Genomic DNA, 24,250 nt, shown 5'->3' with positions numbered 1-24,250 from the left:
AGAAGGCCGTGGCGAACCTGGAGGACGTGCTGCCGGCGCTCGCCGCCGAGATGGCGGAGTGGACCGACCGGGGCGAGGTTGCAAGCTATATCCCGCAGCTCGGCAAGATAGACCCCCAGCGATTCGGCATCTCGGTGGCGTTGACGGACGGGCGCGTCATCACCGCCGGCGACGCCGACGAGGCGTTCTCCATCCAGAGCATCTCCAAGATGTTCACGCTGACGCTGGCGCTGGGCAAGGTCGGCGATGCGCTGTGGCGGCGGGTTGGCCGCGAGCCGTCGGGCAACCCGTTCAATTCGATCGTCCAGCTCGAGAAGGAAGGGGGAATCCCGCGCAATCCCTTCATCAATGCTGGTGCGATCGTGGTGACCGACGTGCTGCTGGGAGGGCATCAGCCGCGCGAGGCGATCGGCGAAATCTTGCGCTTCATCCAGTTCCTGGCCGACGACGATGCGATCATCGTCGACAGGGAGGTGGCGGCCTCGGAGCAGGCGACGGGCTTCCGCAACGTGGCGCTGGCCAACTACATGAAGGCCTTCGGCAATCTCTCGCATGCGCCGGAACTGGCGCTGGGCGTCTATTTTCACCACTGCGCCATTGCCATGAGCTGCCGGCAGCTGGCCCTGGCGGGTCGTTTCCTCGCCCATAGCGGCCGCAATCCCGCGACGGGTCATTCCGTCGTGTCCACCGAGCGCGCCCGCCGCATCCTGGCGCTGATGCTGACCTGCGGTCACTATGACGGCTCGGGCGATTTCGCTTTCCGGGTCGGCATCCCGGCCAAGAGCGGCGTCGGCGGCGGCATATTGGGCATCGTGCCGGGCGTCGCTTCCATTGCGGTGTGGTCGCCCGGCCTCAACGAGAACGGCAACTCCAAACTGGGTTCGATCGCCCTGGAAAAGCTCGCCAAGACGATGAACTGGTCCGTCTTCGCGCCCTGACCGACAGTTTTGGGCCCTCAAGAAAAATCCCGCGCCACTTGGTGACGCGGGATTTTCTTTATTCAGGTTTTAGGGCCGCAGTTGCTTAGAAGAAGCTTTTGCGCTGCCACCAGCCGACCTTCTTCGGCTTGTCGTCCTGCTGCGGCTCCTCGGCCGCGACCGGCTCGGGCTCCGGAGCCACCGGCTGCGGTTCCGCGGCGGGGGCGGCAGGTTCCACCTCCACTGCGGCGGCTTCCGCTTCGGCCGGCGCCTCGGGCGCGGTCTCCGCTGCCGGGGCAGGGGCCGGCTCCGCCGTCTTGCGGCGCGAGGCGCGCGGCTTCTTGGCAGGCTTTTCTTCTGCCGGAGCAGCCTCGGCTTCCGCTGCCACGGATTCGGTCACGGCAGCCTCTTCGGCCACGGCCTTCTTCGAGCGCGACGCGCGGCGGGGAGCCTTTTTTGGCTTCTCGGCCGAGGCTTCCTCGACGGCGGCCTCTTCAGCCGGCGCGATTTCGACCACAACGGCTTCCGTCGCCGGTTCGATCATTTCGGCTGCCGGTGCCGCCACGTTGCCTTCTTCGGCTTCCTCGCCTTCGCCGGCTTCGGTCGAGGGCGCCTCGTCCGTCAGACCGGCCTCACCGTCTTCCTTGCGGTTGCGTCTGCCGCCACGCTTACCGCGACGGCGCTTCTTGCGCTCGGCTTCATCGCCATCGCCGGCAGAAGCGGCCTCAGCCTCGGTCTGCTCGCCGATGGCCTCTTCCTCTTCGCCACCGGCCGCTTCCTCGGAAACAGTCCCGGCTTCGGTCGGAGCGGCCTGCTCGCGGTCGCGATCCTTTCCGCCACGCCGACGGCGGCGCTTGCGGCGCTTGCGGTCGCGGTGGTCGCCTTCCTCGGCCTTCTCGGCGTGGGCGGGCTGTTCCTCGGCCTGAGCGGTCTCGGCCTCTTCGGCCTCGATCACTTCTTCCTCTATCTCCTCGTCCTCGATGTAGATGGGCGCAGGCAGAACGGGCTGCGGGACCACCGGCTTTTCGACCACGGCGCCGCGCGAGATCGCATAATGCTGCGAGCCGATCGAATCGTCAGGCTCCATCGAGATGGTCAGGCCGAAGCGCTGCTCCATCTCCACAAGCGTGCTGCGCTTGTGGTTGAGCACATAGAAGGCGGTGGCCGCAGGCGTGCGAACGGTGATGTGGTGACGCGAATCCTTGAGCAGGAATTCCTCGATGGCACGCACCACCAGCAGCGCGACCGACGAATCGGAGCGGACGTGCCCGGTGCCGCCGCAATGCGGGCAGGGCTTCATCGTCGATTCGAGCACGCTGGCACGGATGCGCTGGCGCGACATTTCCATCAGGCCGAAATGCGAGATGCGGCCGACCTGGATGCGCGCGCGATCATTCTTGAGATGATCCTTGAGCCGCTTCTCCACCGCACGGTTGTTGCGGTTCTCCTCCATGTCGATGAAGTCGATGACGATCAGGCCGGCCAGGTCGCGCAGCCGCAGCTGGCGCGCCACTTCCTCTGCCGCTTCCAGGTTCGTCTGGAGGGCGGTGTCCTCGATCGAATGCTCCTTCGTGGAACGACCCGAGTTGACGTCGATGGCAACCAGCGCCTCAGTCTGGTTGATGATGATGTAGCCGCCGGATTTCAGCGTCACCTGCGGTTGCAGCATGCGATCGAGCTGAGCCTCGATGCCGTTGCGTGCAAAGATCGGCGTGGTGTCGCGGTAGGGCTGAACCACCTTGGCGTGGCTCGGCATCAGCATCCGCATGAAGTCCTTGGCCTCGCGGTAGCCTTCCTCGCCGGCGACGAGAATTTCGTCGATGTCCTTGTTGTAGAGGTCGCGCACCGAGCGCTTGATCAGGCTGCCTTCCTCATAGACGAGGGCAGGGGCCACCGACTGCAAGGTCAGGCTGCGGACGTTTTCCCACATCCGCATCAGATATTCGTAGTCGCGCTTGATCTCGGCCTTGGTGCGGCTTTCGCCGGCGGTGCGCAGGATCACGCCCATGCCCTGCGGCACCTCGAGTTCCTGCACCACTTCCTTCAGGCGCTTGCGGTCCTGTGCATTGGTGATCTTGCGCGAAATGCCGCCGCCGCGGGCGGTGTTCGGCATCAGCACGGAATAGCGGCCGGCCAGCGACAGATAGGTCGTGAGTGCGGCGCCTTTGTTGCCGCGCTCTTCCTTGACCACCTGCACCAGCAGGATCTGGCGGCGCTTGATCACTTCCTGGATCTTGTAATGGCGGCGCATCGGCTTGCGACGGCTGCGCATTTCCTCCATCGCGTCCTCGGCGCCGACGACTTCGATGCCGTGGTCGTCGTCGTGCGAGCCGGCGACTTCCTCGATCACGCCGCGATGCTCGTCTTCCGACGAGGTCGCCTCTTTGTCGGAAGCGCGTTCGGCGGCGATTGCCTCGCCCGCAGGCTCCGAAACGACGTCCGCGTCCACCGCGGCTGCGATGGACGTCGGGCCCGATTCGCTCGCTTCGTCGGAATCGTTCTCTTCCTGGGTGGTTGCGTCCTGCGCCGTCTCGCCACCGGCGACGACGTCTTCGCGCGGCGCTTCGGCCTCGGAGGCTTCCTCGCCGGCGTGCTCGTCATGCTCTTCCGTTTCGTCGTCGCTGGCAGAGGCGGTTGCGCCTTCCTCAGAAGAGTCGGCGCTCAGGCGCTGCTCATCGCCGCCGCGGCCGCGATTCTTGCCGCCGCGCCGCCGCTTGCGACCGCGATTGCGCTCCTGGCGCTCTTCGCCGTCGCCATTTCCGTTCCCGTCTTCGTCCTCATCCTCATGCTCTTCGGCCTCGGCGCGCAGAAGCGCCTGCCGGTCGGCAACCGGGATCTGGTAGTAGTCGGGATGAATTTCACTGAAGGCGAGGAAACCGTGACGGTTTCCGCCATATTCGACAAAGGCGGCCTGAAGGGAGGGTTCGACCCGCGTTACGCGGGCGAGATAGATGTTTCCTTTGAGCTGCTTCTTGTCCTGGGATTCAAAATCAAATTCTTCGATACGGTTACCGCGAACGACGACAACCCGTGTTTCCTCCGGGTGGGAGGCATCTACTAACATCTTGTTGGGCATTATCTTGTTTCCTGCCGGCCGGCATCAACCGTGTCATCGGCAGCGAAACGCGCTGCCGCCTGGTGGGAGAGTGATGCGTGCCGGACACTTGAGGGTTCGCCGGACGATGCCAACGCGCGATGGGCGACCCGCCCGCAGCCGGATTGGCGCGGTACTGTGCGGGTCTACCCAAGATTGCGCCTAAAGCCATCGGTGACCTTGCGAACCACTTTGAACCACAGCCCGGAAGACCCGGACCAGCTTTTTGCTCGTACTGAGCCAGCGCGGAACCTCGGTTCCGGCCGTTTTCCTCACGCCAAGGAATTCCCACACTTGCGGAAACACCTTCGCGAAATCCGTCGCGACCATCTCAAGCCCTTGAATCGCCGCCGCGATTGGAACTGCTTTTTCGTCGCTTGACCCAATATGGAAACTGCGCCGCGGCAGTTCCAGGCATTGCGATGGTCCACTGTCGCTTTTATGATTTGCCGGGGTCCAAAGCAACCCTGATTTCTGTTGTCGGCAAAAGCGGTTGCACCATGTCGGCGATTTAAGCCAGGCCTGAAAAAACGCTTGGTTAACCTTATCCCGTTACCAATCCTTAATCGGTATTTGGGCCATTTCGGCCGCGCGAATACCAGGAAATCGGTCGGAAACGGGTGCTTCAACAGTGGAAATGAGACTTGCCGATGTCAGTCGCGGGGTCGTTTCCATCGGCCTGGCCCTGCTGTTTTTGCTGGCTGGTCTCGCACGCCTGTCCTTTGCCGCCGGGGGTGAGCCCGTCGAGGTGACGGGCTACAAGATGGCAGGCGACGCCGTCCATATGCGCGTCGTGATCAATTTCGACCGCGAGCCGGAGCCCAAATGGCTGCTGCTGCGCGGACCTCACCGGCTGGTGATCGATATTCCCGAAGCAAGTTTCAAGCTCGACGCCAATGAGTTGAAGGCGAAAGGGCTGATCAAGGCCGTCCGTTACGGCCAGGTCGGCGAGGGCATGTCTCGCCTCATCCTCACCGCCATGGGACCGTTCACGGTCGACAAGGTCGACATGCTGGCCAACGAGGATTCGCCCGGCTACCGGATGGCCGTCGACATCAGTGCCGCGTCCGAGCGCCAGTTCGAGGAGGCGCTGGCGGTCCAGGCCCAGACCACCGCCTCGACCACCACGGTCAAGACGGACCGTCTGGCCCAGGAACCGCACGCCAAGCGCTTTTCCGTCGTCATCGACCCCGGGCATGGCGGTATCGACGGCGGCGCGGAAGGGATGAACGGTACGGTCGAGAAGACGATCACCCTGGCCTTTGCGTTGGAGTTGCGCGCCAAGCTCGCCGAAAGCGGCAATTACGACGTCTACATGACGCGCGAGCAGGACGAGTTCCTGCGCCTCGACGAGCGCGTGCGGATCGCCCGGTCGCACGAGGCCGACCTGTTCATCTCGATCCACGCCGACACGATTCGCCTCAAGGGGATTCGCGGCGCGACCATCTATACGGTCTCCGAGAAGGCGTCTGACGCCGAGGCCCAGGCGCTCGCCGACCGCGAAAACCTTTCCGACCAGCTCGCCGGCATAGAGATCGAGACCGAGAAGCAGGAAGTTGCGGACATCCTGATCGATCTGATCCGGCGCGAGACGCACGGCTTCTCGCTGAAATTTGCCCATTCTCTGGTCGGCGAGCTGTCGAACAGCGTCGGCCTCATCAACAATCCGCATCGCTCGGCTGGCTTCCGTGTGCTCAAGGCACCCGACGTTCCGTCCGTGCTGATCGAGCTCGGCTACCTGTCCAACCCGCAGGACGAGGAACAGCTGCGTGATCCCGACTGGCGTGACAAAGCCGCTGACAGCATCTCCAGGGCCGTGGCCGCCTTCGCGGCCGCAAAGACGGCGGCGGGCGGATAATGCCGACAATTTGCGTGCCCGCAGCCAATCCGGACGTTGCACGCGCACAACACTTTGCGCTTTATTGACAGTTGTTCGGAACCATCAGGCGGGATTGCCGCATTTTACCCACATCGACGCGACATTGCTGGGCCTTAACGGATTGGGAAGGCTCCAGCGTCTTGCGATGGGCGTCGTTTTTGCAGAGGAATTCCCGAACCACGGACTGGAGCGGGCATGATTCGTCTCATCGGCTATTTCTTCGGCATAGGTACCATGCTCGCGCTTCTCATGGCGGCGGGCGCGGCCCTTTACATCAACCACATGACGAAGGATCTGCCCGACTACGAGGTGCTGGCTAGGTACGAACCGCCGGTCACGACGAGGGTTCATGCCTCCGACGGCGCGTTGATGGGCGAGTTCGCGCGCGAGCGCCGGCTGTTCCTGCCGATCCAGGCGATACCCGACCGCGTCAAGGCGGCGTTCCTCTCGGCGGAAGACAAGAACTTCTACAACCATCCCGGCATCGACATCACTGGTCTTGGCCGCGCGGTCATCACCAACTTTCAGAATTTCGGCTCCGGCCGCCGCCAGGTCGGCGCGTCCACCATCACCCAGCAGGTGGCCAAGAACTTCCTGCTGACCTCCGACCAGACCTATGAGCGCAAGGTCAGGGAGATGATCCTGGCCTTCCGTATCGAGCAGGCCTATTCGAAGGACCGCATTCTCGAACTCTATATGAACGAGATCTTCTTCGGCATGGGCGCCTATGGCATCGGCGGCGCGGCGCTGACCTATTTCAACAAGTCGGTCGGCGAACTCACCGTGGCCGAGTCTGCCTATCTGGCATCGCTGCCCAAGGGCCCGTCCAACTATCACCCGTTCCGCCATGCCGACCGCGCGATCGAGCGGCGTAACTGGGTGATCGACCAGATGATCGAGAACGGCTACGTCTCGCGCGAGGAAGGCGATAAGGCCAAGTCCGAGCCGCTGGGCGTAACGCCGCGCCGCAGCGGCAACTATGTGTTCGCCGGCGAGTATTTCACCGAGGAAGTGCGCCGCGAGATCATTTCGCGCTACGGCGAGAATGCGCTCTACGAGGGCGGCCTTTCAGTACGCACCACGCTCGATCCGAAGCTGCAGCGCATGGCGCGCTCGGCCATGCAGCACGGCCTGCTGAAGTTCGACCGCCTGCGCGGTTACCGCGGCCCGGTGACCCATATCGACATGTCCGACGACTGGGGCGTGAAGCTGGGCGAGGTCAAGGGCCTGGACGACGTTCCGGAGTGGCAGCTCGCAGTCGTGCTCGACAGCTCCGCTTCGGGCGTGGCAATCGGCCTGCAGCCCGGGCGGCAGGCCTCCGGCGTGCTTGTTGCCGAGCGCAAGAAGGGCACCATCTCCAAGGAGGACATGAGCTTTGCCATGCGCCACGTCGTGGACGGCAAGCGCGTGAAGGCCAATACCCCGGCGGACGTGCTGAAGCCGGGCGACGTCGTTTTCGTGGAGAAGAACGACGGCTCCGAAAGCGCCTATTCCCTGCGCCAGCCGCCGGAGGTCTCGGGCGGTCTGGTGGCCATGGACCCGCACACCGGCCGTGTCCTGGCGATGGTCGGCGGCTTCTCCTTCTCGCAATCCGAGTTCAACCGCTCCACCCAGGCCATGCGCCAGCCGGGTTCCTCGTTCAAGCCGATCGTCTACGCGGCTGCGCTCGACAATGGCTATACGCCTGCATCGGTGATCATGGACGGCCCGATCACCATCCACATCGGCAACACCAGTTGGTCGCCTAAGAACTATGACGGCAAGGGTGCCGGACCGTCGACGCTGCGCGCCGGTATCGAGCGCTCGCGTAACCTGATGACCGTTCGCCTCGCCAACGACATGGGCATGAAGCTTGTGGCCGAATATGCCGAGCGTTTCGGCGTCTATGACAGGATGCCCCCGCACATCGCCATGTCGCTGGGTTCCGGCGAAACCACCGTCATGCGCATGGTTTCGGCCTATTCGGTGATGGCCAATGGCGGCCGCCAGATCAAGCCGTCGCTCATCGACCGCATCCAGGATCGCTACGGCAAGACGGTCTTCAAGCATGACGAGCGCGGCTGCGATGGCTGCGTGGCCACGGAGTGGTCGGATCAGGCGGAACCGGAACTGGTCGACAATTCCGAGCAGGTGCTCGACCCGATGACGGCCTATCAGATCACCTCGATGATGGAAGGCGTCGTCATCCGCGGCACCGCCACCACGCTGAGGGAACTCGGCCGCCCGATCGCCGGCAAGACCGGCACCACCAACGACGAGAAGGACGCCTGGTTCATCGGCTATACGCCCAACCTCGTGGTCGGCCTCTATATGGGCTACGACAAGCCGCAGTCGCTCGGCAAGGGCGCCACGGGCGGCGGCCTGGCCGCGCCGATCTTCAAGGAATTCATGGCCGAAGCCATGAAGGGCGTGCCGCCGGTCGACTTCAATGTGCCGGAAGGCATGAAGGTGGTGGCCATCAACCGCAAGACGGGCATGCAGGCCAATCCGGGCGAGCCGGACACCATCATGGAGGCCTTCAAGCCCGGCACCGGACCCGCCGACAGCTACTGGGTCATCGGCATGGGTGACGACGGCTCCAACGGTTCGGGTGAGGCGCTGTCGCCGCGGGCTAGCGAGGCCATCATCCAGGGCGGCGGCGGCCTCTACTGACGCATTGACCTGATCCTGGGCCGGCGGAACAAGCCGGCCCATTTCGCTTTACAGGGGCGGAACGCCTGCCTATGGTCCGCGCCAAATCGAACCCCTATCTAAACCCCCTATCATCCTGAGAGGACTGGACACCTGCCATGCGCGCAGAAACCGAAAAGCTGGTCGACGAAATCAAGCAGGCCATAAGCCTGCTGAGGAGGCATCTTTGACTGGGATCAGGCTCTAAAACGGCTTGAATACCTGAACATGCGTTCCGAGGACTCGAGCCTCTGGGACGATCCGCAGGAAGCGCAGAAGCTGATGCGCGAGCGCCAGAGCCTGGACGATTCGATCAATGCGATCACCGGCCTGTCGCGGGCGCTGGACGACAATATCGGCCTGATCGAGCTTGGCGAGGAAGAGGGCGACGAGAGCGTCGTCGGCGAAGCTGAAGCAGGGATCCGCTCGCTCGCGGGCGAGATCAAGGCGCGCCAGATCGAAACGATGCTCTCGGGCGAGGCGGATTCCAACGACACCTATATCGAAGTGCACGCGGGTGCGGGTGGTACCGAAAGCCAGGACTGGGCTTCGATGCTTTTGCGCATGTACACGCGCTGGGCCGAACGGCGCCGCTTCAAGGTCGAAGTGCTGGAAATGCATGACGGCGAAGAAGCCGGCATCAAGTCCGCGACGCTGCTGATCAAGGGCCATAACGCCTATGGCTGGCTCAAGACGGAATCGGGCGTGCACCGCCTGGTTCGCATCTCGCCCTATGACAGCAACGCACGGCGCCACACCTCTTTCGCCAGCGTCTGGGTCTATCCGGTCGTGGACGATTCGATCGAGATCGATGTGTCCGAATCCGACGTGCGTATCGATACCTATCGCGCCTCGGGCGCAGGCGGTCAGCACGTCAACACCACCGACTCGGCCGTGCGCATCACGCATATCGCCACTGGTATCGTCGTGGCCTGTCAGCAGGAGCGTTCCCAGCACAAGAACCGCGCCACCGCGTGGAACATGCTGAGGGCGCGGCTCTATGAAGAGGAGCTGAAGAAGCGCGAGGAGGCGGCCAACGCCACTGCTGCGTCCAAGACGGACATCGGCTGGGGCCATCAAATCCGCTCCTACGTGCTGCAGCCCTACCAGCTGGTGAAGGACCTGCGCACCGGCGTGGAGAGCACGAGCCCGCAGGACGTGCTTGACGGCGACCTCGACGAGTTCATGGAAGCCTCGCTCTCGCATCGCATCGAGGGTGGATCCGGGCAGGCGGTCGCGGACATCGACTGATCGCACCGGTCCGAACGAAACGACTTGAGGCCGCCTCGATAACCGAGGCGGCCTCTTTGCATTTGGGGTCTTCGGCCACGCCGGATGTTCAGCGGCGTTGGAACAATCGCTGACGGTCCCTCGTTTATCAGCCGGGCGAGGCTTTCTTCACATGGGGGATTTCACAAGGGGGACCTTGGAGAGCACGTCATGTTCTGCTCGGCAAATTGGCCCCGTTTCGCTGCCCGCTTGAGTGTAATTGCCTCACTGGGCTTTCTGGTATCACCCATACCGTCGAGCTTTGCCCACCAGGCCAAGTCCGGCTGGAAATATCCGATATCCTGCTGCTCGGGGATAGATTGCCGCGAAGTACCCAACAAGGCGATCAGCGAGCGACCCGAAGGCTATGTCATCGTCGGCACCGGCGAGGTGCTGGCTTACAAGGACAGTCGCGTACGCAACTCGCCGGACGGCGAATATCACTGGTGCTCGGTCGGCGGCGCCAACAACACCAAGACGGTCTGTCTGTTCGTACCGCCGAAATCCTACTGATGCGGTGGGAGCCCGCGCTCTTGGCGGAGACGCGCGGGTTCGCCATTTGGCGTCCTCGGCGCGGCTAGGCTGTAAGAGAGCGCGTCGATCAGGGGATTGGCGGCTCTCTGACAGTTTCCAGCTCGATGCGCCGGAAGAATATCTGATCGATTGCATGATTCTCCGGTAACGACCGCGAGTTTGGGCCGTGTCCGGCTGCGCCCAGATCGAAATCAAGGGCTGCCACTTTGTCGTTCGGCTTTTCGCCGCATTTTATGTTACAAGGGCACTGAAGGGCTTAGGCGCCGGGGTTCCGGCGCGGGATGAAGTTGAAGAGGGACAACCCGTAATGAACAAGAAACTGATCGCCGTGCTCATGGCCACGGCTTTTCTCGGCGCGTGCACGACTGACCCGTACACAGGCGAGCAGAAGGTCTCCAACACCGCCGGTGGTGCGGCCATCGGTGCCGGCCTTGGCGCGCTGGCAGGCCTGGCCGTAGGCGGCAGCAAAAATGCGCAGCGCAACGCCGTGCTGATCGGCGCCGGCATCGGTGCGCTGACCGGCGGCGCCATCGGCTCCACCATGGACCGCAACGAGGCCGAGCTGCGCGCCCAGCTTCAGGGCACTGGCGTCAGCGTCACCCGGGCGGGCAACCAGATCATCCTCAACATGCCGTCGGACATCACCTTCGCGGTCGACCAGGACAACATCAAGCCGGAGTTCAACCAGGTGCTGAACTCGGTGGCGCTGGTGCTGAAGAAGTACAACCAGACGCTCGTCGATGTGTTCGGCCACACCGACTCCACCGGCGGCGACCAGCACAATTTCGACCTGTCGCAGCGCCGCGCGCTTTCGGTTGCCAACTACCTCAACTCGCAGGGCGTCGACCAGCGCCGCTTCGCCGTCACCGGCTTCGGCAAGACCCGTCCGATCGCCTCCAACGCGACCGCCGACGGCCGTGCGCAGAACCGCCGCGTCGAGATCCAGCTGTCGCCGCTCACCTGATCGGAGCAGGCTGCGCATCAAAGAAAAAGCCCGTCGCATTCGCGGCGGGCTTTTTTGTATCTGCTATCGAAAAAGGGCAGGGTGGTTCGCCGCTGCCCGTAAAGGCCAGGTCAGATCTTGGCTTGGATCAGCATGAAGGCGGGAATGTCGTTGCCGAAGCCGACGACCTTGTCGTCGTCATCCTTGTGATGGCGCGAACGGCGGTCGTCGTGCCGGTGGCGGTCGCTGCCGGTCTCGTGCCGGGTCTTGCGCTCCGCATTCTCCGCCTTGATCGCGTCACGGCGGCTGGGGCGCTCGGCGTTCTCGGCCTCGGTCGGTTCGACCTCGGCGACTGCTTCCTGCGCCGGCTTTTCTTCGCTCGACTTGGCGTGGTGGGAGCCGCGCTTGCGCTCGCCTTCATCCTTGCGTCCGCGTCCGCGCGGGCTGCCGCGACCGCGGCGTGGCGCCTCGTCGCCCTCGCTCTCGACCACGGTCGACAGGTCGCCGTCATGCCACTCGATCGGTTGGCCGATCAGCTTCTCGATGGCGTCGACATGTTTGGTGTCACCCTTGGTGGCGATGGTGAAGGATTTTCCCGAACGCCCGGCGCGGCCGGTACGGCCGATGCGGTGGACATAGTCCTCGGCATGGATCGGCACGTCGAAATTGAACACATGGCTGACGTCGGGAATGTCAAGGCCGCGCGCTGCGACGTCGGAGGCCACGAGCAGCTTGAGTTTGCCCTCGCGGAAATTGGCCAGCATGGTCATGCGTGCGCGCTGGTCCATGTCGCCATGCAGCGCGCCGGCATTGAAATCGTGCTTGATCAGCGAGCGGAAGAGCTCGGAGACTTCCACCTTCCGGTTGCAGAAGATGATCGCGTTCTTAAGTTCCGCGTCTTCCGCGCGGATCAGGTCGCGCAGCACAGCCCGCTTGTCCCAAGGCTTGCGGCCCGATTTGACCAGGCGCTGGGTGATGTTGACCGCCGTGGTTGCTGCCTTTGCCACTTCGACACGAACCGGCGCGTGCAGGAACTGCTCGGTCAGCTTGGTGATCTCGGGCGGCATGGTGGCCGAGAAGAACAGCGTCTGGCGCGTGAAGGGGATGAGTTTGCAGATGCGCTCGATGTCGGGAATGAATCCCATGTCGAGCATGCGGTCCGCCTCGTCGATGACGAGAATTTCCACCGCTGAAAGCAGCAGCTTGCCGCGCTCGAAATGGTCGAGCAGGCGCCCGGGCGTCGCGATCAGCACGTCCGCGCCGCGCTCCAGCTTCTTTTCCTGCTCATCGAAGGAAACGCCGCCGATCAGCAGGGCGATGTTGAGCCGATGGTTCTTGCCGTACTTGACGAAGTTTTCCTCGACCTGGGCGGCGAGTTCGCGCGTCGGCTCGAGGATCAGCGTGCGCGGCATGCGTGCCCGCGCGCGGCCCTTTTCCAGCCGGGTCAGCATCGGCAGGACGAACGAGGCCGTCTTGCCGGTACCGGTCTGAGCGATCCCCAGAACATCCTTGCCTTGCAGCGCGTGCGGAATTGCACCTGCCTGGATCGGCGTCGGCATGGTGTAGCCGGCGTCGGTAACGGCCGAAAGGACCTTGGGCGAAAGGCCGAGGTCTGCGAAAGTCAACGCGTCTTGGGCGGTCTGAGTGTCTGAGGACAAGTGTCTTGGCTGTCTTTGGCTGCTTGAAGGGCGCGCCCTGCGGACGCGGCAAACGCCTCACGTTTGCACAATATTTCATCGCGTTACGGTTAGTAAGGCGATTTGTCAACACAAACAGACAGTCACGCCATAATTGTGTCGGTTAATACGTAGTGTTTCGGTCCTTTTGACGCAATAGCGTTAATAGCGGAACTGTTCTGCCAGGATGCGTTCGTCCCAGGAGTGGCTGGCGTCGAACAGCAGCGTCGCGGTGTGCTGGCGTGACTGGCGCACCGTGACCGAAAGCACCGACTTGGCCTCGGTGTGGTCGGCGGCCACGTTTACCGGGCGCTTGTCCGCTTCCAGCACGTCGAAGCGCACCACCGCGCTTTCCGGGATCAGCGCCCCGCGCCAGCGCCGCGGCCGGAACGGGCTCACCGGCGTCAGCGCAAGCAGTGGCGCATCGAGCGGCAGGATGGGGCCGTGGGCAGAGAGGTTGTAGGCCGTCGAGCCGGCCGGGGTCGCCACCATCACGCCGTCGCAGCTCAATTCGTCGAGCCGCACCTTGTCGTCGATCGAGATGCGGATCTTGGCGGTCTGATACGACTGCCGCCACAGCGCCACTTCGTTGATGGCCAGCGCGCTCACGCGCGCGCCGTCGGCAAGCACGGTTTCCATCTGCAGCGGGCGGATCGTCTCCGCCACGGCCGCGTGCAGCCGTTCGCGCAGGCCGTCCTCGCGAAACTCGTTCATGAGGAAGCCGACCGTGCCCCGGTTCATGCCGTAGACCTGCTTGCCGGTGCTCATCGTCTCGCGCAGCGTTTGCAGGAGGAAGCCGTCGCCGCCGAGCGCGACGACCACGTCGGCCTGTTCCAGTGGCGTGTTGCCATAGGCGGCGGTAAGGCGAGCGGCCGCCTCCACAGCGTCCGGCGCGTCGGCGGAAATGAAGGCGAATGTGTCGCGCGCTTTGCGTGTCATGGCCGCTGTGCCTTGTCCCCGCCTCGAACCAGTGGAGTGCGAGGTAGCACGCCCTATTGTCCCTGCAAAGAGATGGACTTACGGATAACGCGTGACCGGCTCGAGACGATGCCCGCGCACGTCCGGGAGGGGACATGAAAGTCAAGCGAATCATCGCCAACACGCACACGCGCGACATCACGGCGGCGAAGCGCTTCTACCGGGACGTGCTTGGTCTCGACCTGTTGATGGATCACGGCTGGATCGCGACCTACGGTTCGAGCGAGGCGATGACGGTCCAGATCAGTTTTGCCGAACAAGGCGGCTCGGGCACGCCGACACCCGACCTGTCGATCGAGGTCGACGATGTCGACGCCGCGCTGGAGGGCATGAGAAGCGCCGGCTTCGAAATCGAATACGGGCCGGCGGACGAGCCTTGGGGCGTGCGGCGCTTTTTCGTGCGCGATCCCTTCGGCAAGCTGGTCAATATCCTGGCGCACCGTTGACTGTGGCCAAGCAGCCTGGCGCTCAGACCTTGAGCGCGCGTCGCAGCCGGTCATAGTCGGCCCAGGGGTCCGCTGCCCTGAGCGCCTCGGCCAGTGCCTTGTCGCCGACGGTGAAGGCAGTCGGGCCGACGCCGTCTTCCACCTGCTTCCAGGTTATTGGCACCGAAACCGTCGCGTTTGCCTTGGCTCGCGTCGAGTAAGGAGCGACGGTGGTCGCGCCGCGGGTGTTGCGCAAATAGTCTATGAAAATCCGTCCCTTGCGCGCGGACTTTGACAGTGTCGCGGTGTAGCGCTTCGGGTCGGACTGCTCCATCGCCTTGGCGAAATCGTGGGCGAAGGTCTTGGTCGCGGTCCAGTCCGCCTTCGGCTTCAACGGCACGACGATGTGATAACCTTTGCCGCCTGACGTCTTCACGAGATGCGATAGGCCGATCTCCTCGAGGCGCTTGGCCACGTCGAGTGCTGCGGCGCGGACGTCGTCGGTGTCGAGCCCCTCATCAGGGTCGAGGTCGAAGACGATCTGGTCGGGCGTGTCGATCTCATCGGCGGTCGCGCCCCACAGATGGATTTCCACCACGCCGAGTTGAACGAGTGCAGCCAGCCCGTTGAAATCCTTTATGAACAGGATTTCTTCGTTGTCCTCGGGGTCGCGCATGCTGGAAATGGAGCCGGGCATGCCCGGCGAGGCGTGCTTCTGGAAGAAGCGCGGGCCGTCGCCGACTCCGTCGGGCGCCCGCACCAGCGCGAGAGGGCGGTTGATGACATAGCGCTCCATGCGCGGCCAGACCCGTTCGTAGTGATCGAGCAGGTCCTGCTTGGTCACCCCGGCCTCGGGCCATAGCACCTTGTCGGCACTGGAAAGATACACTTGTTTGTCCCCCTTATTGTTTGTCGTCTTACTGCCTAAGGAACCGCTACGGCTCGCCGGGCGCGATTTTTCCCCGCCGCCATCCAGGATCTCTGCAATGATCTCCTCGGCCGGCTTGTCTTCGCGCAGGCCCAGGAAGGAGGCCTGCCGAATATTGCGGTCGGCCGTCCATGTACGGAATTCAACCTCCGCCACCAGTTGCGGCTTGACCCAGACGACGCCCTTTTCCTTGGCCGCCGGGCCGGCGATGGGTGGCGATGCGGTCCTCAGCAGGTTGAGCTTCTGCTTCAGGTCTTTCGTATTGGAGGCGTTGAAGCCTGTGCCGACATGGCCGGCCGAGACGAATTTGCCATCGTCGTCGCGATAGCCCACCACGAGCGAGCGCAGATCGCGTCCGCTTTTTGCCGATGGCAGATAGCCGAGGATGATGAACTCCTGGCGAAGCGTGCATTTGGACTTGAGCCAGTCGCCAGTGCGGCCGCTGCGGTAGGGCGCTGCCGCGCGCTTGGAAACGATGCCCTCCAACCCCATGCGGCAGGCGTGGGCCAACATGGTCGGGCCCGGCTCAAGGAAGTGCTCGCTGTAGCGCACGACGGCGTTGCCTGTTTCGCCGAGCAAGCTATCCAGGCGCGCCTTGCGCTCGCTCAACGGTTCGGAACGAAGGTCTTCGCCGTTGAGGAACAGAAGATCGAAAATATAGTAGACCAGCCGGTCGCTGCGGCCGTCGGACAGGTCGGCCTGCAACGCGGAGAAGGAAGAGATGCCATTGTCCGCGAGCACCACAACCTCGCCGTCGAAAATGGCATTGTCGCAATCCAGTGCTGCGAGCGCCGCGGGAATTTCGGGGCCGAACCGTTGCGTCCAGTCGAGCCCGGTCCGGGTAAGCAACTTTGTGCGGCAGGCCGAGACATGCGCCTGCATGCGGTAGCCGTCGAACTTGACCTCGTGGACCCACGCCTCTCCGGTCGGCGGACGCGCTTCCAGCCTTGCCAGGCAGGGCTCGATGAAGCCCGGGAGTTTCGCAACCTTGCCAGGGCGTGGGGCCGGCTTTGTCTTGGCTTTCGGAGGATCGTTCGTGCGCGGCTTGGAATGCCATATGGCCGGGTTTTCCTTGCCGATTTCCTCGACCGTGAGCCCCGATTTAACGGATTCCGGCGCTTCCTCGAGAATGTCTTCGTCGCGGCGAGCATATATGTCGTCAGACTTGATCAGCAGCCAGTTGTCCCGCTTCTCGCCTGGGCGGGGCGTTAGCCGCACCAAGTTCCAGCCGCCATTGAGCTTGTTGCCCTTCAGTTCGAACTGGAGATGTCCCTTCTTCATGCCTAAGTCCGGGTCACCTTCCGGCGTCCAGGTGCCTTCGTCCCAGACGATGACCGAGCCGCCGCCATATTCGCCCTTGGGGATCGTGCCCTCGAAGGAGGCATAGTCGAGCGGGTGATCCTCCACATGCACGGCCAGCCGTTTCTCCGACGGGTCGAGGCTCGGGCCGCGCGTCACCGCCCAGCTCCACAGCACGCCATCATGCTCCAGCCGGAAGTCGTAGTGCAGGCGCGTGGCTGCGTGCTTCTGGATGACGAAGATCCCACCCGGCCTTTTCGAAGACCTTCGCACGCGGCCGGCCGGTTCGGTCGTTTTGCGGAAATCTCGCTTGGCCTGATACTGCTGGAGAGGCGCCATGAGCCGTCCTCAGGCGGATTTGCGTTTGCCTGGACTGCCGTCGGCGCCCTTCTTTGCGCCCGCCTTGGCGCCGCGCCTGCCGGAGGCGGGTTTGGGCGCAGCCTCTTCTTCCGCGCCGCCCTCGGAGGCCAGGCTCTTGCGCAGTGCATCGAACAGGTTCACCACGTTCGACTGCGCCGGCGCGGCCTTCACCACCGGAGGCTTGCGCCCGGCCTTCTTGGCGCGGATCAGCTCGAGCAGGGCGTTTTCGTAGCTGTCCTCGAACTTGGACGGATCGAACTTCGTCCTCTTCTTGTCGATGATGTGGGTTGCAAGGTCGATCATCTCTTCATCGACTTTCACGTCGTCGATCTCCTCGAAGACGAAGGAAGCCTTGCGCACGGTGTTCTCGTAGCGCAGCGTGGTGAGGAGCATGCCTTTGCCGAGCGGTTCGATCACGACCGGGCGTTCGCGCCGGTAAAGCACGATGCGGGCAAGCCCGGCCATCTTCCTCGCCGCCAACGCGTCGCGTATCACCGCGAATGCCTCCAGCGAAACCTTGTCGGCGGGTGCCAGATAATAGGGCGTGTCCAGGTATATCTGCTCGATCTCGGATTTTTCGATGAAGCCGTCCAGGTTCATCGTATGCTCGGATTCGACCTGCAGGGCTTCGATCTCGTTTTCCTCGATCAGCAGATACTCGTTCTTGTCGACCTCGTAGCCCTTCACCTCGTTCTTGTCCTCGAGCGGCTTCCCGGTGACCGAATCGACATATTGCCGCTTCACCGTGTTGCCGGTGTCGCGGTTGATGACCCGGAACGAAACCCGCTCCGCATGGGTTGTTGCGTTGGACAACTCGACGGCGCAGGTCACCAGCGACAGCTTGAGATAGCCTTTCCAGACGGGCCGCGGTGCCATCAGAACAGGCCCAGTCGGGGCGCACGCGGAGCCGCGTGGCTTGGATTTTCAGCGGAAGCGAGCCGAGGGGTCATGGCAGGCCTGCATTGGGGACGACGTCGGTTGCCTGCTGAACGCCGTGGGGGCGCGATTGTTCCTGCCGTTCGCCCGGGAAGCAGCGAATGCCGCAATCCACGCGTGATGTGTGGCGCTTGCCGAGTTTTGACTTTACTGGCGCGGCAGATGTGCTAACCGGAAACACGTGCCCTTGTAGCTCAGTTGGTAGAGCACCTGATTTGTAATCAGGGGGTCGGCGGTTCGAGTCCGTCCGGGGGCACCAGCCAATAAAATTGAGGCTATTGGGTTGCCGCCCGGAAGGCAATCGAGCGACCTCATTTCAACGGCAGACGCCATCCCACCGCAGCGATTTCACCAGACGTTCGACGATCGGGTCGAAGGCAGCATTCTGTGATTGATCATATTCGATGCGGAAGTAGGCAGCCGCGTCACGGCAAAGAGTGATTGCGCGCTGGTACATCATACGCGTGCCGCGCAGGCCGGTCCAACTGGCCCGGTGTTCCTTGCTTGTCTCGTAGGAGATTTTCCAGCCATCGGCCTTGTCCTGCTGAATGCGCCAGGAGACTTCGGAGGTGAAGTCAGGCTCTGTGATGAAGCTGCCCCAAACGCTCAGTTTGGCATCGCCACGGGAAGACTCCGAACTGCCGCCGTCACCATTGTCTGCCTCCGCTAAGGGGGAAAAGCCGGGAGGGATGTCGATCCAGTAGCCATAACGGGCATTCCCGTAGTGGCCCCATTCGGCCGCCGAGCCAGCCGCCGTCAAGTAGAGAACGAGGCATCCTTCCAGACACGAAATGAGCTTGGCGTGCAAAGCGAAGTCCCTCCCTTCAGTAATCGGCGAAGCATTCTGAGATTCGGTGGGCGCATAATCTCACAGTGTTTGGCGCACACGCCCTTAAAGGTGGCGTCAACGATGGAATATGAGATGAAACAAAGAATAAGGCACTATCCCAGAAGGATAGTCGGAGAATCTGATTTCTGATCAGGGGACGGCGGCTCACGTCCGCTCGCGCGGCAGCATTCTCTCCAGCCGCGCCGTTGTTCGGTCCGCCATCGAGCTGGATTCCGACCTGGCCCAACTTCCGGCCTGGTTCTGCAAATGCGGCTACACCGCGCGGGTCCGCAGCCAGCCGGCGAACGGCTGGATGCCTGAATCGGCTGCCGCCATGCTGCCGATGGCCGACCAGTCCAGGGCCGCTCCCCCATTCGATATCAGGCGGATGAACCGGTCCCGCAGCAGGCTGCCGATCGGCAGCGGCACGCCGAGCGCCTCGGCCGCTGCCAGGGCCAGCTGTATGTCCTTCTGGCCGAGCGGCGCGGCAAATCCGGCGGGCTGGAACCGTCCCTCCGCGATCAGCGAACCGTAGGTGTTATACACCGGCACGTTGAACATCGTGGACGTCAGGATTTCGAGATATTGCTGGCGGTTGAGGCCGGCCTTGGCGACCAGCGCCATCGCCTCGCCCAAGGACTCGATCACGCAGGCGATCAGGAAGTTGCCGCTGAGCTTGATCAGGTTGGCGTCCTTCGGGGTCTGCGAGACGATGAAGAGCTTTTGGCTGACCGCTTCGAGAAGCGGCCGCGCCCGGTCGATCGCCTCGTCCGGGCCGGCGGCCACCATCGACAACTGCCCGGCTGCGGCCACGTCAGGCCGGCCAAAGACCGGCGCGGAGACGAACAGCTGACCCCGCCTTGCATGCGCCTCCGTCAGGCGTTCGATCAGTGCCAGACTGATCGTGCTGGAGGAAATGTGCACGGCGCCGCCGGTCATGCTGTCGATGATGCCGTCCTTGCCGAAAGCGAGGGCCGTGACGGCCTCGTCGTTGGCCAGCATCGTGAAGACTGCATCGCCGCGGCAGGCGTCGCCTGGCTTGGCCGCCAGTGAGGCGCCCATGGTGACGAGTGGCTTGGCCTTCTCGGGACTGCGGTTGTAGACAGTGACGGTCTGGCCGGCCCTCAGCAGGTTGGAGGCCATGCCAGAACCCATCTGCCCGATTCCGATGAAACCGACTTTCATGGGCGCCTCCTGAAGACGGATATGGCGCGGCCATGGTCCTCGGCAATGCGGGAAGCGATCGGAAAATACAGAAACCGATCCGAGCGGCCGGACGCCAGGCCGTCGAGCATGGCGTCCAGCCCGGGTCCGGCGAGCTGCCTGGCGACAGGGGTCAGGCGTCGATGTCGACGTCCTTGGTTTCCTTGCCGAGCAGAAGTGCAATCAGGGTCAACACGGCCATGGCCGAGAGGTAGATGCCGACCCAGAACGGGCTGCCGCCGCCCGCGCTCCAAAGCGCCACCGCGATGAAGGGGGCGATCGCCGCGCCCAGAATCGAGGAGACGTTGTAGGAGATGCCGGAGCCTGTGTAGCGCACATTCGCCGGAAACAGCTCAGGCAGCAGCGCGCCCATCGGCCCGAAGGTCATGCCCATCAGCGTGAAGCCGATGATGAGCCAGGCCATGACGCCGACATTGCCGCCCGCGAGCATCGGCACCCAGACGAGGCCGAAGGCGATGATGGCAAGCGTGACCCAGATCAGGGTCTTGCGGCGGCCCCAGCGGTCCGCCCAGGGGCCGGAGACCATGGTGAAGATGCCGAAGAACACCACGCCGATGATCATCATCAGCACGAAGGTACTGTAGTCGTAGCCGAGGCCCGGAAGCGGGGCGGTGGTCGCAGCGCGGCCGTAGCTCAGCGAGAAGGTGGTCATCAGATAGAACAGCACATAGGTGGCCAGCATGTAGAAGGTGCCCAGCACGAGCTCCTTCCAGTGGGTTCTGAAGGCCGCCACGAGTGGGACCTTCTGGACCTGTCCGCTCTTGACCGTGTTCTCGAAGGCGGCGCTCTCGACCAGGTTCAGCCGCACCCAGAGGCCGACCGCCACCATGACGATCGAGAACAGGAACGGGATGCGCCAGCCCCAGTCGAGGAAGGCCGTCGACGGACGCGACGGGTCGTCGGAGGGCAGGGCGGCAGCGATGGTCAGGAACAGGCCATTGGCGATGATGAAGCCGATCGGCGCGCCGAGCTGGGGGAAGGTGCCGAAGATCGCGCGCTTGCCGGGAGGCGCGTTCTCGGTCGCCACCAGGGCCGCGCCGCTCCATTCGCCGCCCAGCGCGAAGCCTTGCGCCAGGCGCATCAGCACCAATAGCGCCGGGGCAAGCCAGCCGGCGCTGGCATAGGTCGGCAAAAGGCCGATCAGGAAGGTGGCGATGCCCATGGTCAGCAGCGCGCCGACGAGGGTGATCTTGCGCCCGCGCTTGTCGCCCAGATGGCCGAAGAAGATTGCGCCCAGCGGCCGGGCCACCATGGCCGCGCCGAACACGGCGAAGGACGCGAGCAGCGCCGTGGTCTCATTGCCTTTGGGAAAGAACAGGTGGGGAAACACCAGCACGGCGGCGGTGGCGTAAACGTAGAAATCGTAGAATTCGATGGTGGTGCCGATGAGGCTGGCCAGGATCACGCGGGAGCGTGGATTGGCAGGCACAGCACTCAACGACGCTGCAGTGGTTGTCGAAGACATGGGGGATATCGCTCCATGTGATCGAAGCGGCATTGGCTCAGGGGGGAGGAGTCATGCCAGGCAAACTTCGATCAAGGTTTGCTGAAAGGCGGAGTGTCCGCTCGTCGCGGGCTATACCCTCCCATGAGCCTCGCGACAGGATATTTCAAGAAATTTCCTTGACCGGTCCGTATTGTTCTTGAAACGCAGCGTCACCGAAACGAAGACGCCCGCTGCAGCAAGGTGGCCGGCTGCGCGGGCGTTCGCGTCGTTTCGCCTCGGGCCTAGCGCACATCGTTATCCGCCGTCAGCCCGTGGCTGCCCTTCCGGCGAGAACTTTGCTTGGCGAATGACCGCGAGGCCTTCAGCCTTACGCCGATGCCGCCGCCGTCCTCAGAGATGAAGACGGCGCCAAGCTCCTCGAGCGCCGTCTGGAGTGCGGCGATCGCTGCCGGACCCGGCAGTTCCATGTCGTGTTCGAATTGTTCGATGATCAGCTCATCCACCCGAGACTTGCTGGCAAGTTGTGCCCGCGAAATCTCAACTAGAGCACGGCCTGCGTGGCATTGCGATCCAGTGATCATGGCAGCCCTCCCGCGTCTGGGTGAGCATCCGCCAATGGCGTTCGGAGGTCAATCCTTCTGTAGCGCTATCCCCTGCCGCGGCGAAGGTTCAGCGGCCGCATGCCTGCATCTGGCCTGCATATCGGATTGCCATGTTGGCGGCGCGGCGCGCCCCCTGCTGCGCGGTGGCGTTGGCGGTACCGCGCGAATAGCCCGAATGGCCGAGATAGTAGGCGAGATAGAGGTTGTAGGTGTCGTTGAGCGCGATGCCGTTCACGCGGTTGCTGGTCGCGTGGTACCAGCCGATGAAGTGGATGGCGTTCGCAAAATTCGATCTGCTCGCAGACCAGTTGCCGGTCTCGGCCTGATAGCGTGACCAGGTGCCGTCGAGCGCCTGCGAATAGCCATAGGCGGTCGAAGGGCGGGTCCAGGGAATGAAGCCGAACAGCTTTGTCCGGGGCGGGCGGGCATAGGGGCTGAAACCGGACTCGGCATAGATCGTCGCCATCAGGATGGGAACGGGAACGCCGAACTCGCGCTCGGTCTTCTTGGCGGCGCGGTGCCAGCTGTTGAACCAGCCATCCCGCTGGTCGAACACCGCGCACACGTCATTGATACGCGATGGCGCGGTTGCGCAGCTACCGAGTGTCAGGAGCGCTACGAGAAACAGGGCGCGCATCATGGAACCTCGCTTTCCGCGAGTCTCGTAGCCCCCAAAATTTAATCAAAATTTAACGAGATTCTTTCGCCGCACCGCGCCGGCCGAATATGCGGCAAAGACCCTGGTTTTCCACAGGCCATCCGGCTGGAAGGCCTTGTTCGAAGCTCTCGCGCGCCACCGTTCCCGCGATGGGGCCTGCCCGCTCTTAAAACCGCCCGCCGCGTGCCCATATTATTCCTGAAAACCTTGGTTCCGTGGGGAGGTGAGGGATGATCCGGATTGTCTTTGTCACCCTGGTCGTGATGGTGGCGTGGTCTGCCGTGGTAAAGCTCGTTCAGGCTCTCAAGACGGCGAACGTCGACTGGACCGGCGTCACGGCGGCAATCGCGTTCATTGTGCTCGCCTTCTGGCTGCGTCACGTCACCGGAATAGGGGGCTTCTAGCAGCCGCGCTGTCGGATTCGCTGGCACATCGGCCTGAGCCGAGCAAACTTCCCTCATCCTGAGGTGCGAGCGCCGCGAGCCTCGAAGGACGCTCCCGTGACGGCCTGGAATTCAAATCTTGGGGGTAGTTAGATGATATCCGAGAACCACGGATCGCAAGCGTCCGTGATTCTCGCTTTCTTGGACCTACTTCGCCTTCACACTCGCCAGGTGCTTTCGCGCGGCATAGAGGCTGATCGCCGCGGCGTTCGACACATTGAGCGAATGAATCACGCCCGGCATGTCGAGTCGGGCCAAGGCATTCACCGTCTCGCGCGTCTTGTGGCGCAGGCCTTTGCCCTCCGCGCCGAGCACGAGCGCGATTCGCTCGCCCAAAAATGTCTGTTCCAGTTCCGCCGGCCCTTCCGAATCGAGACCGATGGTCTGGAAACCCGATTCGTGCAATTCGCCGAGCGCTTCGGCGAGGTTACGCACCTCGATGAGGTCGATGTGCTCCAGTGCACCAGAGGCGGATTTGGCCAGCACGCCTGATTCCTGCGCACTGTGGCGCGAGGTGGTGATCAGTGCGCCGGCGCCGAAAGCCACGGCCGAACGGATGATGGCGCCGACATTATGCGGGTCCGTCACCTGGTCCAGCACCAGCACCAGCGGCGTGTCGCCCAGCGCCGACAGCGCCTTGGGCTTCAAGGGCGCGGCCTCGATCAGCACGCCTTGGTGGACGGCGTCGCTGCCGGTGATCTTGTCGATGTCGCGCGGCTCGACGATTTCCACAGGAAAGGGCAGGGCCTTGTCGCCGATCTCCAGCCGTTCCAGCGCGTTGCGAGTCGCCAGCATGCGGTGGATGTCCCGGCGCGGATTCTCCAGCGCCGCACGCACGGTATGCAGGCCATAAAGGCGCAAAAGGCCTTCGGCCGCGGCTTCGCCGGGCGGAATGCTGGGGCGCGGGCGATGAGCCGGCTTGCCGCCGCTCTTCTGGTCGCGATAGGCGCGCCGAAGCTTGGCGTAGTGGGTATCCTTGGGCGTTCCAGGCTTTTTTTCATTGCTCATGACCGCTCTATAAACGGGGTGTTTGGCTTTGGATATGCCGGCGACGAAAGCTGTGCGATAATTTCCATCGAAAACGCCAATGGCGTGGTTGACAGTGCAAGACCATATCGCCATAAGCGCATCGCAGATTG

Annotated in this window: 19 protein-coding genes and 1 tRNA gene; 9 read left to right on the top strand and 11 right to left on the bottom strand. The window is 63.4% G+C overall.

Features of this window, described 5'->3' with window-relative positions:
* The first annotated feature begins 8 nt into the window (after window positions 1-8).
* The gene (locus tag ABLE85_RS14060) at window positions 9-938 is read left to right on the top strand and encodes a glutaminase (protein ID WP_348793353.1); all 930 of its coding nucleotides are present in this window, start codon (window positions 9-11) and stop codon (window positions 936-938) included.
* An 85-nt stretch (window positions 939-1,023) separates the two neighbouring features.
* Here ABLE85_RS14060 and ABLE85_RS14055 read toward each other — a convergent pair whose 3' ends face one another.
* A complete protein-coding gene (locus tag ABLE85_RS14055; RefSeq protein ID WP_348793352.1) occupies window positions 1,024-3,993 on the bottom strand; it encodes a ribonuclease E/G in 2,970 nt (989 codons plus the stop codon).
* 655 nt (window positions 3,994-4,648) lie between these two features.
* Here ABLE85_RS14055 and ABLE85_RS14050 point away from each other — a divergent pair.
* The 5 genes from ABLE85_RS14050 to ABLE85_RS14030 all read left to right on the top strand — a co-directional run bounded on the left by ABLE85_RS14050 (window position 4,649) and on the right by ABLE85_RS14030 (window position 11,327).
* The gene (locus ABLE85_RS14050) at window positions 4,649-5,869 is read left to right on the top strand and encodes an N-acetylmuramoyl-L-alanine amidase (RefSeq protein WP_348793351.1); all 1,221 of its coding nucleotides are present in this window, start codon (window positions 4,649-4,651) and stop codon (window positions 5,867-5,869) included.
* Between the two features lie 216 nt (window positions 5,870-6,085).
* Entirely contained in the window at window positions 6,086-8,542 is a 2,457-nt protein-coding gene (locus tag ABLE85_RS14045; RefSeq protein ID WP_348793350.1) for a penicillin-binding protein 1A, read from the top strand.
* A gap of 137 nt (window positions 8,543-8,679) precedes the next feature.
* Window positions 8,680-9,811, top strand: a protein-coding gene (gene prfB, locus ABLE85_RS14040; RefSeq protein ID WP_348793349.1) for a peptide chain release factor 2 whose coding sequence is annotated in 2 segments (ribosomal slippage) — window positions 8,680-8,745 and window positions 8,747-9,811 — 1,131 coding nt in all. Because the reading frame shifts where the segments join, the coding sequence is not laid out codon by codon here.
* A gap of 189 nt (window positions 9,812-10,000) precedes the next feature.
* Complete coding sequence (locus ABLE85_RS14035; protein ID WP_348793348.1) at window positions 10,001-10,342, top strand: hypothetical protein; 342 nt, start codon at window positions 10,001-10,003, stop codon at window positions 10,340-10,342.
* A gap of 328 nt (window positions 10,343-10,670) precedes the next feature.
* Complete coding sequence (locus tag ABLE85_RS14030; RefSeq protein WP_348793347.1) at window positions 10,671-11,327, top strand: OmpA family protein; 657 nt, start codon at window positions 10,671-10,673, stop codon at window positions 11,325-11,327.
* A 110-nt stretch (window positions 11,328-11,437) separates the two neighbouring features.
* Here the strand turns inward: ABLE85_RS14030 and ABLE85_RS14025 are convergent, their stop codons facing one another.
* Together ABLE85_RS14025 and ABLE85_RS14020 are read right to left on the bottom strand one after the other, a co-directional pair.
* Entirely contained in the window at window positions 11,438-12,964 is a 1,527-nt protein-coding gene (locus ABLE85_RS14025) for a DEAD/DEAH box helicase (RefSeq protein WP_348793346.1), read from the bottom strand.
* A 180-nt stretch (window positions 12,965-13,144) separates the two neighbouring features.
* A complete protein-coding gene (locus tag ABLE85_RS14020) occupies window positions 13,145-13,921 on the bottom strand; it encodes an NAD kinase (protein WP_348793345.1) in 777 nt (258 codons plus the stop codon).
* A gap of 134 nt (window positions 13,922-14,055) precedes the next feature.
* On the opposite strand from ABLE85_RS14020, the gene ABLE85_RS14015 reads away from it, so the two are divergent.
* Complete coding sequence (locus ABLE85_RS14015; RefSeq protein ID WP_348793344.1) at window positions 14,056-14,406, top strand: VOC family protein; 351 nt, start codon at window positions 14,056-14,058, stop codon at window positions 14,404-14,406.
* A 22-nt stretch (window positions 14,407-14,428) separates the two neighbouring features.
* Here ABLE85_RS14015 and ligD read toward each other — a convergent pair whose 3' ends face one another.
* Window positions 14,429-16,951 (bottom strand): DNA ligase D, encoded by a 2,523-nt coding sequence (ligD, locus tag ABLE85_RS14010; protein ID WP_348793343.1) that lies wholly within the window; start codon window positions 16,949-16,951, stop codon window positions 14,429-14,431.
* Between the two features lie 9 nt (window positions 16,952-16,960).
* The gene (locus ABLE85_RS14005; protein WP_348793342.1) at window positions 16,961-17,848 is read right to left on the bottom strand and encodes a Ku protein; all 888 of its coding nucleotides are present in this window, start codon (window positions 17,846-17,848) and stop codon (window positions 16,961-16,963) included.
* 243 nt (window positions 17,849-18,091) lie between these two features.
* Between ABLE85_RS14005 and ABLE85_RS14000 the strand changes: the two genes are divergently transcribed.
* Window positions 18,092-18,167, top strand: a tRNA-Thr gene (locus ABLE85_RS14000).
* A gap of 57 nt (window positions 18,168-18,224) precedes the next feature.
* Here the strand turns inward: ABLE85_RS14000 and ABLE85_RS13995 are convergent.
* From ABLE85_RS13995 to ABLE85_RS13975, 5 genes are all read right to left on the bottom strand, one after another.
* Window positions 18,225-18,716 (bottom strand): hypothetical protein, encoded by a 492-nt coding sequence (locus ABLE85_RS13995; protein WP_348793341.1) that lies wholly within the window; start codon window positions 18,714-18,716, stop codon window positions 18,225-18,227.
* A 294-nt stretch (window positions 18,717-19,010) separates the two neighbouring features.
* Window positions 19,011-19,922 carry an NAD(P)-dependent oxidoreductase gene (locus tag ABLE85_RS13990; protein ID WP_348793340.1) on the bottom strand — a complete coding sequence of 304 codons (912 nt, stop codon included), beginning with the start codon at window positions 19,920-19,922 and terminating at the stop codon, window positions 19,011-19,013.
* A gap of 151 nt (window positions 19,923-20,073) precedes the next feature.
* Window positions 20,074-21,426 carry an MFS transporter gene (locus ABLE85_RS13985; RefSeq protein ID WP_348793339.1) on the bottom strand — a complete coding sequence of 451 codons (1,353 nt, stop codon included), beginning with the start codon at window positions 21,424-21,426 and terminating at the stop codon, window positions 20,074-20,076.
* A 263-nt stretch (window positions 21,427-21,689) separates the two neighbouring features.
* Window positions 21,690-21,911 carry an XRE family transcriptional regulator gene (locus ABLE85_RS13980; protein ID WP_348793338.1) on the bottom strand — a complete coding sequence of 74 codons (222 nt, stop codon included), beginning with the start codon at window positions 21,909-21,911 and terminating at the stop codon, window positions 21,690-21,692.
* A 166-nt stretch (window positions 21,912-22,077) separates the two neighbouring features.
* On the bottom strand, window positions 22,078-22,650 hold the full coding sequence (locus tag ABLE85_RS13975) for a transglycosylase SLT domain-containing protein (protein WP_348793337.1): 573 nt from the start codon (window positions 22,648-22,650) through the stop codon (window positions 22,078-22,080).
* A 248-nt stretch (window positions 22,651-22,898) separates the two neighbouring features.
* On the opposite strand from ABLE85_RS13975, the gene ABLE85_RS13970 reads away from it, so the two are divergent.
* Window positions 22,899-23,072 (top strand): hypothetical protein, encoded by a 174-nt coding sequence (locus tag ABLE85_RS13970; protein WP_348793336.1) that lies wholly within the window; start codon window positions 22,899-22,901, stop codon window positions 23,070-23,072.
* Between the two features lie 186 nt (window positions 23,073-23,258).
* Here ABLE85_RS13970 and rlmB read toward each other — a convergent pair whose 3' ends face one another.
* Window positions 23,259-24,119 (bottom strand): 23S rRNA (guanosine(2251)-2'-O)-methyltransferase RlmB, encoded by an 861-nt coding sequence (rlmB, locus tag ABLE85_RS13965; RefSeq protein WP_348793335.1) that lies wholly within the window; start codon window positions 24,117-24,119, stop codon window positions 23,259-23,261.
* Between the last annotated feature and the right edge of the window lie 131 nt (window positions 24,120-24,250).

It is taken from the genome of Mesorhizobium sp. KR1-2 (assembly GCF_040045035.1).
Taxonomy (GTDB): domain Bacteria; phylum Pseudomonadota; class Alphaproteobacteria; order Rhizobiales; family Rhizobiaceae; genus Pseudaminobacter.
Note: the sequence above shows the minus strand (reverse complement) of the source record. Positions and strands in the feature narration are given on the sequence as shown.

Coding starts and splice junctions, on each gene's coding strand:
- ABLE85_RS13970 (WP_348793336.1), top strand. CDS start 22,899: ATGATCCGGATTGTCTTTGTCACCCTGGTCGTGATGGTGGCGTGGTCT.
- ABLE85_RS14030 (WP_348793347.1), top strand. CDS start 10,671: ATGAACAAGAAACTGATCGCCGTGCTCATGGCCACGGCTTTTCTCGGC.
- ABLE85_RS14055 (WP_348793352.1), bottom strand. CDS start 3,993: ATGCCCAACAAGATGTTAGTAGATGCCTCCCACCCGGAGGAAACACGG.
- ABLE85_RS14045 (WP_348793350.1), top strand. CDS start 6,086: ATGATTCGTCTCATCGGCTATTTCTTCGGCATAGGTACCATGCTCGCG.
- ABLE85_RS14050 (WP_348793351.1), top strand. CDS start 4,649: ATGAGACTTGCCGATGTCAGTCGCGGGGTCGTTTCCATCGGCCTGGCC.
- ABLE85_RS14020 (WP_348793345.1), bottom strand. CDS start 13,921: ATGACACGCAAAGCGCGCGACACATTCGCCTTCATTTCCGCCGACGCG.
- ABLE85_RS13990 (WP_348793340.1), bottom strand. CDS start 19,922: ATGAAAGTCGGTTTCATCGGAATCGGGCAGATGGGTTCTGGCATGGCC.
- ABLE85_RS13975 (WP_348793337.1), bottom strand. CDS start 22,650: ATGATGCGCGCCCTGTTTCTCGTAGCGCTCCTGACACTCGGTAGCTGC.
- rlmB (WP_348793335.1), bottom strand. CDS start 24,119: ATGAGCAATGAAAAAAAGCCTGGAACGCCCAAGGATACCCACTACGCC.
- ABLE85_RS14015 (WP_348793344.1), top strand. CDS start 14,056: ATGAAAGTCAAGCGAATCATCGCCAACACGCACACGCGCGACATCACG.
- ABLE85_RS14035 (WP_348793348.1), top strand. CDS start 10,001: ATGTTCTGCTCGGCAAATTGGCCCCGTTTCGCTGCCCGCTTGAGTGTA.
- ABLE85_RS13985 (WP_348793339.1), bottom strand. CDS start 21,426: ATGTCTTCGACAACCACTGCAGCGTCGTTGAGTGCTGTGCCTGCCAAT.
- ABLE85_RS14005 (WP_348793342.1), bottom strand. CDS start 17,848: ATGGCACCGCGGCCCGTCTGGAAAGGCTATCTCAAGCTGTCGCTGGTG.
- ligD (WP_348793343.1), bottom strand. CDS start 16,951: ATGGCGCCTCTCCAGCAGTATCAGGCCAAGCGAGATTTCCGCAAAACG.